This is a genomic window from Pseudolabrys sp. (assembly GCF_035943735.1).
Taxonomy (GTDB): Bacteria; Pseudomonadota; Alphaproteobacteria; order Rhizobiales; family Xanthobacteraceae; genus Pseudolabrys.
This window is the reverse complement of the sequence record NZ_DASZBV010000003.1, coordinates 85,729-102,921: the sequence shown is the minus strand read 5'-3', so window position 1 is coordinate 102,921 and position 17,193 is coordinate 85,729. Positions and strand designations below refer to the sequence as shown.

General features: G+C 68.1%; 16 protein-coding genes and 2 pseudogenes. 1 reads left to right on the top strand and 17 read right to left on the bottom strand.

The genetic code is table 11. The annotated features are described in order from the left end of the window. Positions 1–62: 62 nt before the first annotated feature. Complete coding sequence (locus VGV41_RS01485; RefSeq protein ID WP_326861875.1) at positions 63–1,433, bottom strand: LysM peptidoglycan-binding domain-containing M23 family metallopeptidase; 1,371 nt, start codon at positions 1,431–1,433, stop codon at positions 63–65. Between the two features lie 100 nt (positions 1,434–1,533). Continuing rightward, the gene (locus VGV41_RS01480; protein ID WP_326861874.1) at positions 1,534–2,154 is read right to left on the bottom strand and encodes a protein-L-isoaspartate(D-aspartate) O-methyltransferase; all 621 of its coding nucleotides are present in this window, start codon (positions 2,152–2,154) and stop codon (positions 1,534–1,536) included. Positions 2,155–2,312: 158 nt separating this feature from the next. On the opposite strand from VGV41_RS01480, the gene VGV41_RS01475 reads away from it, so the two are divergent. Continuing rightward, the gene (locus VGV41_RS01475) at positions 2,313–2,684 is read left to right on the top strand and encodes a response regulator (protein WP_326861873.1); all 372 of its coding nucleotides are present in this window, start codon (positions 2,313–2,315) and stop codon (positions 2,682–2,684) included. 2 nt (positions 2,685–2,686) lie between these two features. Here the strand turns inward: VGV41_RS01475 and surE are convergent, their stop codons facing one another. From surE to VGV41_RS01405, 15 genes and pseudogenes are all read right to left on the bottom strand, one after another. After that, positions 2,687–3,448: a 5'/3'-nucleotidase SurE gene (gene surE / locus VGV41_RS01470; RefSeq protein WP_326861872.1), complete on the bottom strand. Its 762-nt coding sequence runs from the start codon at positions 3,446–3,448 to the stop codon at positions 2,687–2,689. A gap of 139 nt (positions 3,449–3,587) precedes the next feature. Continuing rightward, positions 3,588–4,190 (bottom strand): annotated as a pseudogene (serS, locus tag VGV41_RS22980) (serine--tRNA ligase); the annotation flags it as partial. Between the two features lie 159 nt (positions 4,191–4,349). Beyond that, positions 4,350–5,021: pseudogene (locus tag VGV41_RS22975) on the bottom strand (serine--tRNA ligase); the annotation flags it as partial. Positions 5,022–5,249: 228 nt separating this feature from the next. Further along, entirely contained in the window at positions 5,250–6,065 is an 816-nt protein-coding gene (gene tatC, locus VGV41_RS01460; RefSeq protein ID WP_326861870.1) for a twin-arginine translocase subunit TatC, read from the bottom strand. After that, positions 6,062–6,604: a Sec-independent protein translocase protein TatB gene (tatB, locus tag VGV41_RS01455; RefSeq protein ID WP_326861869.1), complete on the bottom strand. Its 543-nt coding sequence runs from the start codon at positions 6,602–6,604 to the stop codon at positions 6,062–6,064. Before tatB ends, tatC begins: the two co-directional genes overlap by 4 nt. A gap of 72 nt (positions 6,605–6,676) precedes the next feature. Further along, complete coding sequence (locus VGV41_RS01450) at positions 6,677–6,913, bottom strand: twin-arginine translocase TatA/TatE family subunit (RefSeq protein ID WP_326861868.1); 237 nt, start codon at positions 6,911–6,913, stop codon at positions 6,677–6,679. 163 nt (positions 6,914–7,076) lie between these two features. Beyond that, positions 7,077–7,865 carry an SMC-Scp complex subunit ScpB gene (scpB, locus tag VGV41_RS01445; protein ID WP_326861867.1) on the bottom strand — a complete coding sequence of 263 codons (789 nt, stop codon included), beginning with the start codon at positions 7,863–7,865 and terminating at the stop codon, positions 7,077–7,079. A gap of 24 nt (positions 7,866–7,889) precedes the next feature. Continuing rightward, on the bottom strand, positions 7,890–8,708 hold the full coding sequence (locus VGV41_RS01440) for a ScpA family protein (RefSeq protein WP_326861866.1): 819 nt from the start codon (positions 8,706–8,708) through the stop codon (positions 7,890–7,892). Continuing rightward, a complete protein-coding gene (nagZ, locus tag VGV41_RS01435; protein WP_326861865.1) occupies positions 8,705–9,739 on the bottom strand; it encodes a beta-N-acetylhexosaminidase in 1,035 nt (344 codons plus the stop codon). The genes VGV41_RS01440 and nagZ overlap by 4 nt, the downstream gene beginning before the upstream one ends. A gap of 47 nt (positions 9,740–9,786) precedes the next feature. Further along, on the bottom strand, positions 9,787–11,202 hold the full coding sequence (locus VGV41_RS01430; protein ID WP_326861864.1) for an SPOR domain-containing protein: 1,416 nt from the start codon (positions 11,200–11,202) through the stop codon (positions 9,787–9,789). Positions 11,203–11,283: 81 nt separating this feature from the next. After that, positions 11,284–13,056: an arginine--tRNA ligase gene (gene argS / locus VGV41_RS01425; RefSeq protein ID WP_326861863.1), complete on the bottom strand. Its 1,773-nt coding sequence runs from the start codon at positions 13,054–13,056 to the stop codon at positions 11,284–11,286. A 51-nt stretch (positions 13,057–13,107) separates the two neighbouring features. Then, the gene (locus tag VGV41_RS01420; RefSeq protein WP_326861862.1) at positions 13,108–14,652 is read right to left on the bottom strand and encodes a sensor histidine kinase; all 1,545 of its coding nucleotides are present in this window, start codon (positions 14,650–14,652) and stop codon (positions 13,108–13,110) included. 137 nt (positions 14,653–14,789) lie between these two features. Next, complete coding sequence (locus VGV41_RS01415) at positions 14,790–15,647, bottom strand: lytic transglycosylase domain-containing protein (RefSeq protein WP_326861861.1); 858 nt, start codon at positions 15,645–15,647, stop codon at positions 14,790–14,792. 27 nt (positions 15,648–15,674) lie between these two features. Then, positions 15,675–15,872: a hypothetical protein gene (locus VGV41_RS01410; protein WP_326861860.1), complete on the bottom strand. Its 198-nt coding sequence runs from the start codon at positions 15,870–15,872 to the stop codon at positions 15,675–15,677. Positions 15,873–15,912: 40 nt separating this feature from the next. Beyond that, positions 15,913–17,115 (bottom strand): deoxyguanosinetriphosphate triphosphohydrolase, encoded by a 1,203-nt coding sequence (locus VGV41_RS01405; protein WP_326861859.1) that lies wholly within the window; start codon positions 17,113–17,115, stop codon positions 15,913–15,915. Positions 17,116–17,193: the final 78 nt, after the last annotated feature.

The window sequence follows — 17,193 nt, the reverse complement described above, 5'->3', positions numbered from 1 at the left end:
GGGTCTGCAGCGCGCCACTGCGTGCTGCGCTGCGCCCGGGACACATCCCGAAATTCGGTCGCTCAATTGCTGGCGAGATATTTGCGCGGATCGACCGGGGTCGAACCCTTGCGGATTTCGAAGTGCAATTGCGGCGAGGACACGTTGCCGGTCTGGCCGGCGCGCGCGATCACTTGCCCGCGCTTGACCGTATCGCCGCGCTTGACCAGCAACTCGCTGGCGTTGGCGTAGGCCGAGACGAAATTGTCGGCGTGGCGGATGAGCACGAGATTGCCATAGCCCTTGAGCTCGTTGCCGGCATAGGCGACGACGCCGTCCTCGGCCGCCTTGATCGGCGTACCTTCCGGCACCGCGAGGTTGATGCCGTCATTGGTCGTGCCGTTCGGGCGCGACCCGAACGCTTCGATGATGTGGCCGGTCACCGGCCAGCGGAATTGCGGCATCTTGTTCGCCGCAACCGCCTCCGCCTTCTTCACCGGGTTCTCAGCCGCAGCAGCGGGCGCCGGCTCCGGCGTCGCGACGCGGGCGTTCTCGACCGGCACCGAGCCGACATTCTCGACCGGCGGCGCGCCGCGCGGACGTTCGACGCGCGCGGTCTGCATGCGCGGGGCCGACTGCTGCACCGGCACCTGCCGCTCTGCGACCCGCGGCTGACCGCGCACCGGAATGGTGATGCGATCGCCAATACTGACCTTGGTCGTGACCTGCATGTGATTGGCGCGCGCGATCTCGGCGAGCGTCAGGCCGTGGCGGCGCGCGATGCCGATCAGGCTTTCGCCCGGCTGCACGACGTGAATGTCTCCCGAAGCCTGGGCGCGCGGCGCCTCGGCGACACGCTGCGGCTCGATACGCGGCGCCGCGATGCGCGGCGGCTCGACCCGCGCGACCTGATTGCGCGGCGCCTCGGACGGGCCCGCGCCGACGACGTAGCGGGGAATGACCAGCCGCTGGCCGGCATGGATCGCCACGCCCTCGCGGATGCCGTTGGTCTGCAGGATCGCCAGGGCCGGCACGCCATAGCGGCGGGCGACGCTGTCGATAGTGTCGCCGCGGCCGACCACGACCGGCATGCCGCCGTTCCAGGTCCAGTGTCCGGCCGCCTTCGCGGCCTCATGAGCGACCGGCACGGAACCGGTGTATTCCGGAGCGCGCTGCTGGGCCGGACGATAGGCGGCAAGCCCGCCCGCCCCGCCGGAGACGCCCGCCGGCACGCTGTAGGGGCGAACCGGGGTCGGCGGCGGCAGGGTCTGCGCCTGCACGTGGCCGCTCGGCCTCGACGAGATCGACCCGGTGACGTCCGCCGGCGGCGTGCGGTTGGAAGAGGTGGTGAACCGACCGGAGTCGGCACAACCGGCGGCGGTCACGCCGACGACGGCAAGGATGGCGAAGCGCGGCCAGTGACGAGACCGGGACGGCACGGTGAGACGCGGCATAGGCTTACTCACTCACACGCATGAAACGGAGAGTTTGAATAAACACGCCGCAGGTAAAAAAGGCTTTAAGTTTACCGGATCGTTATCCGGAGGGCCGCGGTCACAATTCGCGCGCCTGCCCCGGCAGGAGCGGCACGAAGCGCACAGGGATCAGGTCCTCGCGCGAAAGGCCCGTAGAGGTCTTGGTAAGCTTGACGATGTGTTGCGTACCGCCCTGGGGGCCGAGCGGAAGCAGCATCACACCGCCTTCCGCCAGCTGGTCGACCAGCGTTTCCGGCATCCGTTCGGCCGCCGCGGTGACCATGATGCGGTCGTAGGGCGCCCGCTCCGGCCAGCCGGCCAGGCCGTCGCCGACGACGATTTCGACATTGTCGTAGCCGAGCTTCGCCAGCCGCGCCCGCGCCGCTTCGGCCAGCGTGCGATAGCGCTCGATGCTGACCACCTCGCCGGCCAGCCGCGACAGCACCGCCGCCTGATAGCCGGAGCCGGTGCCGACCTCGAGCACACGATTGTCCCGCGCGACGCCGAGCTTTTCCGTCATGTAGGCGACAACATACGGCTGGCTGATGGTCTGGCCGCAGGCGATCGGCAGCGCCCGGTCCTCATGCGCGGCGGCGCTGAATTCGTCCGCGACGAAGACAGCGCGCGGCACCTCGTCCATCGCCCGCAGCACCGCCTGATCGGCGATGCCCCGGCGCCGCAGCGTCAGCAGGAACTCCATGCGGCCGACGTCCTCAGTCGCTCCCGATGTCACGACATCAGCCCCCTTGCGCCCCACTTTTAGCATGTTTGGGCCGGATGGATTATAGGTACCGCTGCATCTACCATGGAACCCGATGGCGGGTGTCGGACTTGTGGTGGGACTTTGGGGAGACGGCGATGACGCAATCCTCGGCGGGGTCACCACGCGTTCTGGTGGTCGAGGACGAATACCTGATCCGGATGTTGCTGGAGGACATGCTCGACGACCTGGGCTACCGGGTCGTCGCGGCCGTCGGCACCATTGCGGAGGCGCGCGAGGCCGCCGCCACCGGCGACTTCCACGCCGCGATCCTCGACGTCAATGTCGACGGCGAACAGATTTTCCCGGTCGCCGAGATCCTCGCCAAGCGCGGCCTGCCCTTCGTCTTCGTCACCGGCTATGGCGAAGGCTCTCTGCCCGAGACCTATCGCAACCGTCCGGCGCTGCAGAAGCCGTTCCAGGCCGACCGCCTCAAGAGCACGCTCGACGGCCTCGTGCCGAGCGCCTGAGATCAATCAAACACGTCCGCCAGCTTGGTCATGAACGGCTCGTCGGTGAGATCGAGCCTGAGCGGCGTCACCGATATGCGGTTCTGATTGAGCGCGGCGAGGTCGCTGCCGGGCGCCGCGCCGGCGATGCCGCCGCGGCCGAAGGCGATCCAGTAATAGGGATTGCCGCGGCCGTCGTGGCGCGCGTCGATGCGCAACAGTTCCTGGTCGCGCTTGCCCTGCACCGCCACCGAAATGCCGGCGACCTCGTTCGGCGCGCAATCGGGGAAATTGATATTCACCAGCACGTCCTTCGGCATGCCGGTCTCGAGAATGCGGCGGATGACGCCGGGCGCGTGCGCGATCGCCGTCGGCCACGGCGGCAGGCGCTTGGTCGAGAACGAATAGGCCTGCGACAGCGCGAACGACGGAACGCCGAGCACCGTGCCTTCCATGGCGCCGGCAATGGTGCCCGAATAAGTGACGTCCTCGGCGCAGTTGCGGCCGCGATTGACACCCGACAGCACCAGGTCCGGCTTCTCCGCCATGATGTGCCGCACGCCCATGATGACGCAGTCGGTCGGCGTGCCCTTCACCGCGAAGCGCCGCTCGCCGGCCTCGCGCAGACGCAACGGATCGTTGAGCGACAGCGAATGCGACACGCCGGACTGATCGATCTCCGGCGCCACGACCCAGATTTCGCCGCCGAGCGCCTCGCCGATCTCGATACAGGCGTCGAGCCCGGCTGCGTGAATGCCGTCGTCGTTGGTGACTAAAATGCGCATCTCGCTCCTTCGTGCCCCGGGCGCCGCGCACGACGAAGTGGTGCGCTGCAGACCCGGGACCCCGGTTAGTTCAAAAGAAAGCTGGGTCCCGGATCAGCGGTGCACCGCTGCGCGCTGCACCGCATCCGGGACACGAGGCCTACTTCTTCTCGATCTTGTTCACGCCGCCCATGTATGGCTTGAGCGCGTCCGGCACCGCGATGGCGCCGTTCTCGTCCTGATAGTTCTCCATCACCGCGATCAGCGCGCGGCCGACGGCGACGCCGGAGCCGTTGAGCGTATGCACGTAGGCCGGCTTGCCGTCCTTGCCCCGGAAGCGCGCGTTCATGCGCCGCGCCTGGAAGTCGCCGCACACCGAGCACGACGAAATCTCGCGGTACATGCCCTGCCCCGGCAGCCAGACCTCGATGTCGTAGGTCTTCTGCGAGGCAAAGCCCATGTCGCCGGTGCAGAGCGTGACGACGCGGTAGTGCAGGTCGAGCTTCTTCAGCACCGCCTCGGCGCAGGCGAGCATGCGCTCGTGCTCTTCGCGCGACTTGTCCGGCGTGGTGATCGACACGAGCTCGACCTTGGTGAACTGGTGCTGGCGGATCATGCCGCGCGTATCCTTGCCGGCGGCGCCGGCCTCCGCGCGGAAGCACGGCGTGCAGGCGGTCAGCCGCAGCGGCAGTTCGTCCTCGGAGACGATGGACTCGCGCACGAGATTGGTGAGCGGCACTTCGGCGGTGGGGATGAGCCAGCGGCGACTGAATTCTTCGTATCGAGCAAGGCCTTCGGAATTCAGATGGTACCTCGTTTCCGTGGTGCCAGATTCTGTTTTCTTAGGCGCAGACGGCACCCAAAATCTCTCTTCTGGCTCAAGCTGCTCAATGAACTGTTCGGTCTCTTCGTAAGTCAGTGGGGCTCGAGTCAAAAATTGATCCTGAGAAAATTTTGGTAGCTGCGCAGTGCCGAACATGACGTCGTCGCGCACCATCAATGGCGGGCTGACTTCCGTATAGCCGTGCTCGCCCGTATGCGTGTCGAGGAAGAACTGGCCCAGCGCGCGCTCGAGCCGCGCCAGCCCCTTCTGCAAGACGACGAAGCGTGCACCCGAGAGCTTGGCCGCGAGCTCGAAGTCCATTTGACCGAGCGCCTCGCCCAGTTCGAAGTGCTGCTTCGGCTTGAACGTATAGTCGCGTTTCGTGCCGCTCGTGTGATGCTCGACATTACCGTGCTCGTCGGCGCCGTCCGGCACGTCGGGCAGCGGCGTGTTCGGGATCTGCGCCAGTTCCTTGTCGAGCGCCTCGGCAAGCGTCTTCTGCTCCTGCTCGAGCGCCGGCAGCGTGGTCTTGAGCTCGCCGACCTCGGCCATCAGCCCCGACGCGCGCGCCTCGTCCTTCGCCTTCTTCGCCTCGCCGATCTCCTTCGACGCCGCGTTGCGCCGCGCCTGCGCCTGCTCGAAGGCGGTGATCGCCGCGCGCCGCTTCTCGTCGAGCGCCAGCAGTGTGGCCGACAGCGGCGCCAGCCCGCGCCGCTTCAGGCCGGCGTCGAAAGCCTGCGGGTTCTCGCGGATCGATTTGATGTCGTACATGGGCAATCACTCGGGGGTCGGAATCGGCGGTCTTATATAGCAAGGCGTCGCCGCGCGTGACCCTCTCCCCTCGTGGGAGAGGGTGGCGAGCAGCGCAGCTGCGAGCCGGGTGAGGGGGTGTCGCAGTGAGGGAAAAGCCCCCTCACCCGCCCTCGCTCGGCTTCGCCTCGCGAGGGCACCCTCTCCCACAGGGGGAGAGGGAAAGCGAGTCCGCGGCGGCGCTCTGCCCTACTCCGCCGGCTTGGCGTCCGCCGCCGCCTTTGCAGCGGCCTTCTCCGCCGCCTCGCGCGCCGCGCGTTTTTCGACCATGCGCACCGACCAGATCGAACCCTCGAACAGCAACAGCAGCGGCACGGCGAGCGACATCTGGCTGATGACGTCGGGCGGCGTCAGCACCGCGGCGAGGATGAAGGCGCCGACCATGAAATAGCGCCGCTTCGCCTTGAGCTGCGCCGAGGTGATCAGCCCGATGCGGCCGAGCAGTGTCAGGATGACAGGCAACTGGAACGCCGCGCCGAAGGCGAGCACGAGGGTCATCATCAGCGACAGGTACTCGCCGACCTTCGGCATCAGCGCGATCGAGGCTTCCGTGCTCGTGCCCGGCTGCTGCATGTGCAGAGAGAAGCGGATCAGCATCGGCAGGACGAGAAAATAGACGACCATCGCGCCGAGGGTGAAGAAGATCGGCGTGGCGATCAGATAAGGCCGGAACGCCTTGCGCTCGTGCTTGTAGAGGCCGGGCGCGACGAACATGTAGATCTGCGCCGCCACGATCGGGAACGACAGGAAGGCGGCACCGAACATCGCCAGCTTGATCTGCGTGATGAAATATTCAAGCAGCGCCGTGTAGATGAATTTGGAATTCTCCGGCCCCGCCACCCAGACGAAGGGCCAGACCAGCACGTTGTAGATGTCTTTCGCGAAAATGAAGCAGATCGCGAACATCACGCCGAAAGCGAGCAGCGCCTTGATCAGGCGCGACCGCAGTTCGATCAGATGCTCCATCAACGGGGCCTTGGTGGCCTCGATGTCCTCGTGGCTCATGCGCCGTCCCCGGCGCGCTTCGGCGCCTCGGCGGCGGGCAGCTCGGCCGCGGCTGCGGCCGGCTCGGCAACGGGAGCCGGCGCGGCCGGCGCGAAATCGGCGTTGGTGACCGGCGGCAGCGGCTCCGGCATCGGCAGGTCGATCGAGGTCGCGGCCACTTCAGGCGCGTGCGTCTCGGCCGCGTGCATCTCGCCCGTGGCCGTTCCCGCCGTCGCCATGTCGGCCGCGGCTGCCGCAGCGACCGCTTCGGCGGTCCCGCCCTCCGCCGGCGGCGTATGCACCGTCGTGTCGGCCATCGGATCGAATGACGTGAAGTCGCTGACCGTGCTCTTGAGGTCTTCGGCGTGCTTCGTCAGGTCGCTCAGCTCCGCCTCGCGCAGCGCCTCCTGGAACTGGCCCTGGAATTCGGCGGACATGCGCTTGATCTTGCCCATGTAGCGGCCGACCGTGCGCAGCACGGCTGGCAGCTCCTTGGGCCCGATCGCGACCAGCGCGACGATGCCGATGACGACGAGCTCGCCCCCGCCAATATCGAACATGGGTGAACCAACTCCCCGGCGCCGGCACGCCTTACATGCGGCCGGCCGCCGTCTCCCCCGCCGCGCAGCCTATCAGGAGCGGACGCTCTCGGCGCGGTTCTCGGTCGGCGCCTTTGGCGCGGCCGAGGTCTCGATGCTCTTGGGCGGCTCGGTCTTTGCGGGCGCCGAATCGTCCTCGGCCATGCCCTTCTTGAAGGCCTTGATGCCGCCGGCGACGTCGCCCATCAGGTCGGAGATTTTGCCCCGCCCGAACAGCAGCATCACCACGACGATGACGATCAGCCAGTGCCAAATGCTCAACGAACCCATCGGGCAAATCCTCTCCAGGGACGGGTTTAAAGCAACCGCTCTTCCCGCCTGTGTTTCCCATTCAAGCTAGGCTCCGGAAGCGGCAAAAACAAGGACCTCGGCCGCGGCATCGCCGCGCGCGCCCTTTCCCGAGGCCGGCAAGTTAACCTTTGCGCTGAAGCGCTTAGCCGGCGTCCTTGTCGCCTTCGGCCGTGTCCGATGCGGCCGCCGCCGGCTCAGCGGCAGCATCCGCCGGTTCCGCCGCGGGGGCCAGCGCCAGATCGAGATCGCCCGGATCGAGCGGATCTTCGTCGTCCCGCAGCGTGCTGTCGTCGGACGGCACCGGTACGCCGAAGCCGGTCGGCAGGCTGCCTTCGATGAGGCCTGCGCCCTTCAGCTCCTCCAGCCCCGGCAGGTCGCCGACTTCCTCGAGCCCGAAGTTCGACAGGAACGCTTCGGTGGTGCCGTAGGTGATCGGCCGGCCCGGCGCCTTGCGGCGGCCGCGCGGGCGGATCCATCCCGTCTTCAGGAGCACGTCGAGCGTGCCGGCCGCCGTCTGCACGCCGCGGATGTCCTCGATCTCGGCGCGCGTCACCGGCTGGTGATAGGCGATGATGGCGAGCGTCTCGATCGCGGCGCGCGAGAGCTTGCGCGTTTCGGTCGTCTCCTTGGTCAAGAGCCAGGCGAGATCGGGAGCGGTGCGGAAGGTCCACTTCTTGCCGACGCGCATCAGGTTGACGCCGCGCGAAGCGTATTCGGCGCGCAGCAGCGCCAGCGCCTGCTTGATGTCGACGCCGTCCGGCAGCGGACGCGCCAAAGTCGCCTCGTCGAGCGGTTCGGAGGCGGCGAACAGCATCGCTTCGAGAAGACGCAATTCGTCCGGACGCGCGGACGGCTCCGTGCTCTGGTCGTCGTTCATCGGCGCCGGCTCGTCACTGCTGACGATCTCAAGCTTGGGGGCCACGCTCGGCATCGACTTGGTCTCCTTGTCCGTTTTTTATCCGCGCTGTCGCGCATCGTCATGCGGGGCGCCGGCAGTCGCGTTGACACGCTTGCGCATGTAGAGCGGCGCAAACGAATCTTTCTGATGGAGCTCGGCCACGCCCTCGCGCACCAGCTCGAGCGCGGACGCGAAGGACGAGGCAAACACCGTCGTCGCCTGCGACGGCTCGACGACGTACTGGATGAGAAACTGGTCGATGCGCGACCAGTCCGCGGATTCCCCGATCAGCCGTTCCAGCGTGGCGCGCGCCTCGGCGAGCGACCAGACGGTGCGCTTCTTGAAGCGCACGCGCGACAGCGCCGTGCGCTGGCGCTGCTGCGAATAGGCGGTGAGCAGATCGTAGAGCGTGGCGGTCCATTCCGGCCGCTTGATCTCGGCGATCGGCTCCGGATCGCCGCGCCCGAAGATGTCGCGGCCGAACTGCGGCCGGTCCATCAGCTTGCCGGCCGCTTCGCGGATCGCCTCGAGGCGGCGCAGGCGGTTGGCGAGCGCCAGCGCCATGTCCTCGGCCGACGGCCCTTCCGCCGGCGCCGCTTCCGGCAGCAGCAGACGCGATTTGAGATAAGCGAGCCACGCCGCCATCACCAGATAGTCGGCCGCAAGTTCGAGGCGCAGCTTGCGCGCTTCCTCGATGAAGCCGAGATACTGGTCGGCCAGCGCGAGGATCGAGATTTTGGCGAGATCGACCTTCTGCTGCCGCGCCAGCATCAGCAGCAGATCGAGCGGCCCTTCGAACCCCTCGACGTCGACGATCATCGCCGGCTCGGTCGAGGCGCGATCGGCTTCGAGTGAGTTGTCGAACGCTTCGCTCATGATCTCGCCATCGCTTGCGTCGCGGCCGAGCCGACGAGCGCGTTGAACATGCGCCGCGCCTCGGCGACGTCGAACTCTTCAGGTGCAGCGCGCTGCGCCAGCGCCGCATCGGCGCGTTTTGCCGCCTCGCCGGCAAGCGCCGGCGACGCGGAGGCGACCTGCATCATCTCGTCGAGCTTGCCGTTGCAGTGGAGCACCACGTCGCAACCGGCGGCGAGCGCGGCGCGGCTGCGCTCCGCGATCGTGCCCGACAATGCGCCCATGGAAACGTCGTCGCTCATCAAGAGGCCCCGGAAGCCAATGAAGCCGCGAATCACCTGATCGACTATTGTGACCGAAGTTGTCGCCGGTTGGACCGGGTCGATGGCGCTAAACACAACATGTGCGGTCATGCCGAGCGGCAGTCCGGCCAGGGGCCGGAAGGCGGCGAAGTCGGTCTTTTCGAGCGTTTGGCGGTTGGTATCGACCACGGGAAGTTTGAGATGGCTGTCGGCGGTGGCGCGGCCATGGCCCGGGAGGTGCTTGAGCACCGGCAGGACGCCGCCCGCGAGCAGCCCCGCCGCCACCGCGCCGGCGATCGCCGCGACCTTGCCCGGTTCATGACCGTAGGCCCGGTCTCCGATGACATTGTCGCTCCCCGGCACCGGCACATCGGCCAGCGGCAGGCAGTCGGTGTCGACGCCGACCGCCCGCAGGTCCGAGGCGATCAAATGGGCGCCAAGGCGGGCCGCGGTCAGGCCCGAGGCCGGGTCGCGGTCATAGAGCGCGCTGTAGACCGCCCCGGGCGGATAGGCCGGCCAGTGCGGCGGGCCCAGCCGCTGCACGCGGCCACCCTCCTGATCGACCAGGACCGGCGCCTCGCGGCTGACGATATCGCGGAAAGAGCGAACCAGCGCAGCAACTTGTTCCGGCGTATCGATGTTCCGCTTGAAGATGATGAGGCCCCACGGCTCGGCCTCCCGCAGGAAGGCGCGCTCGTTGGCCGAGATTTCGCGTCCGGCCAGCCCGGTAATGAATGCGCGCACCGCCATCGGCGCGGATTAGCCCGCGCCGAACGGCAGGGTCAAGGCGCGGGGCGCTAATTCCTCTGGACGAGGCAGCTTCCGCCGGCGGATTTCAGGCTGGAGCAGAGCTTGATCGCGTCCGCCTGCGCCGTGAAGGGACCGACCATGGCGCGGTAGTAGGTGCCCTTGGCGCCGAGCTCAACCTTGTGCACGAACATGCTGCGGCCACTGAGCACGCTGCTGTATTTGCCCTGCAAAGCGCGGTAGGCCGTCTGCGCCTCGGCCTCGCTCCGCTGCGAGGTGACCTGCACGGCGTAGCCGCCGCGCGCCGCGCTTGCCGGATTTGCCGACGGTGCGGCCGCCAGCGACACCGGCGCGGCGTTGGCGACGCGGGTCGGCGCCCGAGGGGCCGGCGCCGGCGCTGCATTAGGATTGAGGGACAGCGGCGCATTGGCGGCCTGAGGCTGCGGCCGTGGCGCCTCCTGCCGCACCGTGGTTTCGCGCGGCGCAGGCGCGGCGGCGCGGGCGGGCATCAGCGGCGGTGCGGGCCTCGTCGGCTGCGGCTCAGGCATTGACACCGGCGACGGCGCCGCCTGCGGCATGGAGGGAGCCGGGGCCGCGTCCGCGACCATCGGCTGGTCCGGACGGATGACGATGGTGTGGACCTTGTGCGGCTCGGTATCGATCACGCCGCTGCCCTGCGCCGGCATCGCCGAGGCGGACTGCGTCCCGGCCGCGCCCGGCGGCGGGAACACCGGCGTGGCGATCTTGTCCTGGATGTCGACCGGCCTCTCCTCGCGCGAAACGACCTTTTCGCCGGCGCCGTTGACGCGCTCGGTCATGACCTTGCTCGCGTCCTTGGCGGACTTCTCCGGCACGATCTTGCTTGGCGCGGTGTCGGCCTTGATCACCGGCGGCGGCATGTGTGTGCCGCTGCCGAACACGGCGCGATAACCGAACGCGCCCGCGGCGCCGACGACCGCCAAAGCGAGCACGCCGGCGATGGCGAGCACGCCCAGACGCCGCCGCTGCGGCGGCAGGTCGTCGTACAAATCCTGGTCCTGCGCTCCGATCTGCGGAGCACCCGGATAGGCCTGCTGCGCGTAGGATTCCTGGTCATAGGCCGGCTGCTGCGCGTAGCTCTGCGCGGCGCCGCGCTGCATCAAATAGGCGGGAATCTCCGGCTCGCTTTGATAGGCAGCCGGGCCGGCTTGCGGCGGCAGTGCGCCGGCATTGGCGTGATAGCTCGGCTGCGGCTGTGCATAGGCTTCGGCCGGCGGCGCATTCCAGTCCATCGCCGGCTCGGGCGCGGGCTGCGCAGCGCGGCGCGACGGCTCACGGCCGAAGTCGCCGAAGGGATCCTCTTGTCCGATCAGCCGCGCCAGTTCGGCGAGCGGATCGCTGGCGGGTTGCGACGATCCCCTCGCCTGTCCACTACGGGCGATGGTTTCATTTGATCGGTATGATCGCGGGCTGTGCTCGTCGGCCATTCGGTTCCCGGTTCGTGATCGCGCCGCTCACAAGCGGGGCGGCGACTGGCGCCCCGCGCGGGGCGGTCCGGCGGGCGGGGCCTAACGCATTTCGTCGGGCGCCCCGACCCCCAATAGCGCGAGCCCGGAAGAAAGGACGGTGACGATCCCCTGCACCAGAGCGAGCCGCGCCGCGGTCGTTTGTGGATCATTCTGGATAATGAAGCGTAAATGAGGCAAGTCCTTTCCCCGCGTCCATTGCGCGTGGAACTCGCTGGCCAATTCATAAAGGTAAAAGGCCACCCGGTGCGGCTCGTGCGCCGCAGCCGCGGCCTCGATCAGGCGCGGATAGAGCGCAATCCGGCGCAGAATTGACAGCTCGCCCGCGTCGTCAAGTCGCTCCACCGGCGCCTTGGCGAGCCAAGCGCGGCGCTCGGCGTCGCCCGCCGGCAGCTCCGGCACCTCCTCGCGCGCATTGCGGAAGATCGAGGCGCCGCGCGCGTGGCCGTACTGCACATAGAAAACGGGATTGTCGCGCGAGGCTTCGATCACCTTGGCGAGATCGAAATCGAGCGCCGCGTCGTTCTTGCGATAGAGCATGTCGAAGCGCACGGCGTCGCGGCCGACCTCGTCCACCACCTCGCGCAGGGTGACGAACTCGCCGGCCCGCTTCGACATCTTCACCGGTTCGCCGTTGCGCAGCAGGCGCACGAGCTGCACCAGCTTGACGTCAAGCGTCGCCTTGCCGGCGCTCACCGCCTTCACCGCCGCCTGCATGCGCTTGATGTAGCCGCCGTGATCGGCGCCCCAAACGTCGATAAGGTTGAGGAAGCCGCGCGCGACCTTCGATTTGTGATAGGCGATGTCGGAAGCAAAATAAGTGTAGCTGCCGTCCGATTTCTTCAGCGGCCGGTCGACATCGTCGCCGAAGGCGGACGAGCGGAACAATGTCTGCTCGCGGTCCTCCCAGTCCTCAAGATTGCCGCCCTTCGGCGGCGGCAGCCGGCCCTCGTAGACCTCGTCCTTGCCGCGCAAGGCTTCGATCGTGGCGCCGACCTGATCGCTGCCCTCGATCAGCGAGCGCTCGGAGAAATAGACGTCGAAGCGGATGTTGAGCGCGGCGAGATCGCCGCGGATCATCTCCATCATCATGGCGATGGCCGTTGCGCGCACGACCGGCAGCCATTGCGCCTCGGGCATGGTCGTCAGCTTTGGCCCGTGATCGGCCGCAAGCTGCGCGCCCACCGGCTTGAGGTAATCGCCGGGATAAAGGCCTTCGGGTACGTCGCCGATCTCCTCGCCGAGCGCCTCGCGGTAACGCAGATAGGCCGAGCGCGCGAGCACGTCGACCTGCGCACCGGCATCGTTGATGTAGTACTCACGCGTGACGTCATAGCCGGCGAAGGCGAGCAGGTTGGCGAGCGCGTCGCCAAACACGGCGCCGCGGCAATGGCCGACATGCATCGGTCCGGTCGGATTGGCCGAGACGTACTCGACGTTCACCTTCTCACGCCCGCCCAATTGGCTGCGGCCGTATTTGCCGCCTGCGGCCAGTACGGTGCACAGCTCCTCGCCCCACACCGCGGTCTTCAGCGTCAGATTGATGAAGCCCGGGCCGGCGACGTCGACCTTCACGATTTTGTCGTCGTTGCGCAGCACGGCGGCGATCGCCTCGGCGAGGTCGCGCGGCTTCTTGCCCGCCTCCTTGGCCAGCACCATCGCGGCGTTGGTAGCCATGTCGCCGTGCGTCGGGTCTTTCGGCGGCTCGACGACGACGCGCGCAAGGTCGGCGCCGGGCGCGAGCGGCGCGGCCGCGGCGCGCACGCGCGAGAGCATGTCGGAGAAGAGATGTTGGGGGGCACTTGCAGCGGTCATGACGGGCTGCGGGTAGTGGATTTTCCCCGCCAAGTCAAAACGCCGGCCGGCTCACACCTTGCCAGGCGAGACGATGCCGGGCGACCGTTGCGTGAGGGGCGCCTCGATCACGCAAACGAGCCCCTCGCGGTGGAAGTCGGTCGTCACCTTGCCGTCGAGGTCGTGCGCCAGGCTCCGCTCGAGCAGGATCGAGCCGAAGCCGCGCCGCTGCGGCGGCTCGACCGGCGGACCGCCCTCCTCCCGCCATTCGAGGCGCAGGAGCGGCGGATCGCCGGCCTGCACCGACCAGGCCAGCGACACGCGGCCTCCCTCGTTCGACAGCGCACCGTACTTGACGGCATTGGTGCCCAACTCGTGCAGCGCCATCGCCACGGCGAGCGCCGCGCGCGGCGTCAGCAGCACGCGCGGGCCGGCAAGGTGCACGCGGCCGGCATTGGCGTCGTCCGGCTGCAGGCTGTCGCGGGCGATGTCGTTGACCGCCGCGCTTTCCCAGTTGGACTGGGTCAAGAGATTGTGCGCGGCGGCGAGCGCGAACAGGCGGCCTTCGAAGGCCGCCTTGGCCTCATCCGCATCGACGTTGCGGAAGGTCTGGTGTGCAAGGCTTTGCACGACGGCTAACGTGTTCTTCACCCGGTGATTGAGCTCGGCAAGCAGCAGTTCGCGCTGCGCCAACGCCCGCCGCTGCTCGCTCACGTCGATGTTGACGCCGATCATGCCGAGAAATTCGCCGTCCGCCGAATGGCGCGGCCGCGCATGCGTCTCCAGGACGTGGTATTCGCCGTCGGTGCTGGTGTAGCGGCCGAGGATCGTCGCGCTTTTGCGCGCGACAAGCGCACCGCCAATCTGCCGCACGATCTCGTCGGCATCGTCCGGATGCATCGTCTCCCGCCAATTGAACCCGGCGATCTTGTCCTCGGCGACGCCCCAGAACTCGCGCAGCATGCGGTTGAGATGCAGACAGCCGCCTTGCGGGTCGCTCATCCAGATCATCACCGGGGCGTGCTCCGACATCAGGCGGAAGCGCGCTTCCGACTCGCGCAACTCCGCCTCGGCGGCGCGGCGCGCCGCATCGGCGCGCATGCGCTCGAGGCTGAAGCCGACCTGGCGCGCGATGGTGACCGCAAGCTCTGTCTCGTGCGCGGCGAAGTCGCGCCGCTGCGGATAGTAGCTCATGAACTTGCCGACGACGACGCCGTCCGCCACCAGCGGAATGAAGCCGAGCGCGCGGATGCCTTCGGAGGCGATCATCGCCTTGACCGCATCGCTCTCGTCGGTGTCCTCGATGTCGGAGACGAAGATCGGGTTGGGATCGTGGTCGCCCGGCTTCCATGGCGAGTGCCCGCGCAAGGCCGTCCGATAATGCTCCGACAGGCCGCGCCAGGCGACGAAGCTCATGACGCCCTGATCGTCGAACAGGAGAATTGATGCGCGCTCGCAGCCGAGCGTGCCGACGATGGCGTCGAGCGCCGCGTCGTACACATCCTCGGCAGATCGGGCGCGATAGAGGCGATCGGTCAACCGATACAGCGCCGTCAACTCGTCCACCCGCCCGGCGGCCACCAGTTCGATCGCACCCGCGATCGCCGCGTTTTGCATCCCAACCCCTTTGCTCGCCTCGCGCCGAGATTACGCGAGCGCCCCGCCGCCCGGAAGCCGCTTATGAAAAGCCGCACCGCGCTGGCATACGTCCCGCTGTGCCGAAAGTTCCACGGTCGGATTTGCGACAAAGGGCGTCAATGGCCGTTGCGCAGCACGACACAGGCCGCGCCGGCGCGGCGGATCGTGCCGCAGAGGTCGTTGGCCGCCAGCCGTGTCTCGGCGCCGATACGCGCCTGATAGAGCGGCCGCGTGCCACGGCTGCGCAGCACGTGCGCCGCGATGATCGGATCGTGCGCGCCGATCAGTCGCGACAGCCGGTGCATCAGCCGCGCGTAGACGTCCAGCACGCGCGCGCGCGAGAAGCCGGCCGCCAATTCGACGCCCCACGGCTTGCCCATCGCGGACGCCACGCGCTGTTCGAGCTCATAGAAGAAGCGGCTCGGCCCCTTCTGCAACGAAGCGACCAGCGTCGGGCAATCCTCTTTCGCGGCGAGCATGTCGACCCCGCCGGCCTGCTTCCAGTCGTCGACGGTGCGGCCGGTGATGGCGGCGACATAGGCGCGCGTCTCGCCCGGAATGGTGCGGGTGCCATCGAGCCAGCCCTGCACGCGCGCCGGCCCGGCATTGTACGCCGCCGCCGCCAGCCCGAGATTACCGAAGCGGTCGCGCAACGACGCCAGATAAGCGGCGGCCTTCGGCAAGGCCTGCACCGGATCGAACGGATCGGCGAGATCCTGCTCCGCCGCGGTGCCGGGCATGAACTGGGCGATGCCCTGTGCGTGCGCGCCGCTGCGCGTCTTTGGCCCGACCGCGTCCGGATCGAAGCGGCTCTCACGCCAGATGACGCGGGCGAGAAACGGCAGCGGCAGTCGGTTGGCGGTCGCCGCCGACTGCAGCATCAGACACAGCGAGGTCCGCACCGGCCCCTCGGCGGCATGGCTCACCCCGCCGGCAGCGAGAATTACGATGAGCGTGATCGCGAAGGCGCGCATGGCTCAGGGCACAAGCCCGGCGCCGGCTCACTCGTTCCGCGGTGCGGCGGTATTGCGGGCGATGCGCTTGGGACTGGCAGGCGGCACGGTCGCCGGGTCGGTGCGCGTCTGCAAGGCGTCGATGCCGGACTGGAACATCGGCGGCAGCGGCGGGCGGTCCGCTTCCCAGAACAGCCAGCCGAGCAGCAGCGGCGTCGCGACGAGGAGGTAGATCAAATATTGCATGGGCGGAATAACGCGGGAGAGACTCTGCCGTTCCGAAAGATCAGCGCAATTCGGGCGTCGCTGGAAACAGCCGCGCGTGCTCGATCAGCGCGTAGCGATCGGTCATCCCGGCAATATAGTCGGCAATCCGGCGCGCGCGCGTCGCCGCGTCGTTTAGTCCTTCGCCCCATTCGGCCGGCAGGTCGGCCGGGTTTGCGGCAAAATGTCCGTAGAGGTCGCGCACCACCTGCTCGGCGTCGTCCATCACACGCATGACCCGTTCGTGCCGGTACATGCGCGGATAGAGGAAGCCCTTGATCGCCTTGTCGCCCGCCTGCATCGCCGGCGAGAACGCGATCACCTGCTCGGAGGCGGCGCGGATGTCGGCCACCGACTGCGGCATCAGCGCCGCGAGGCGGCGCAGGCTCTCCGCCGTCACCTCCTCGATCATGCGCGTGATGAGGCGGCGGATGAGTTCGTGCACGCGCCGGGCCGGATCGAGGCGCGGCGCCTGACGGTCGATCTCGACGACGATGGCGCCGACGAGCGGCACCGCGGCGATGTCCTCGAGCGTGAACAGATCGGCACGGAGACCGTCGTCGATGTCGTGCGCGTCGTAGGCGACGTCGTCGGCAATCGCCGCCACCTGCGCCTCGGCGCTGGCGAAGGAGGCAAGCTCCAGCGGCTGCACCCTGTCGTAGGCGAGGATCGGCGCCGGCACGCCGCGCGCCGCATAACGCGCCGTCGGCCTCCCGTCGCGGGTCAAGAGCGGGCCGTTGTGCTTGACCAGGCCCTCCAGTGTCTCCCAGGTCAGATTGAGCCCGTCGAAATGCGCGTAGCGGCGCTCGAGATCGGTGACGAGACGCAAGGCCTGGGCATTGTGGTCGAAGCCGCCGTAGTCGTGCACGCAGGCGTCGAGCGCGCGCTCGCCGGCGTGGCCGAAAGGCGAATGACCGAGGTCGTGCGCCAGCGCCAGGCATTCGGCGAGGTCCTCGTCGAGGCCGAGCGCGCGGGCCAGCGACCGCGCAATCTGGACCACTTCCAGAGTATGGGTCAGCCGGGTGCGGTAATGGTCGCCTTCGTGATAGACGAAGACCTGCGTCTTGTGCGCAAGGCGGCGGAAGGCGGCGGAATGGATGATGCGGTCGCAATCGCGGCGGAAGTCGTTGCGCGAGCGGCTTTCCGGCTCCGCGAACCGGCGGCCGCGGCTCGCCAGCGGATCGGCGGCGAACGGCGCCCGCGCGATGGGGGTGGAAATGGCCATCCTGAGCCCTGCCCGGCCGGTTACGTTGATTTTGCCGGCCGGCGCACTTAACTAATTGCGTGGGTGAATGCCAATAGG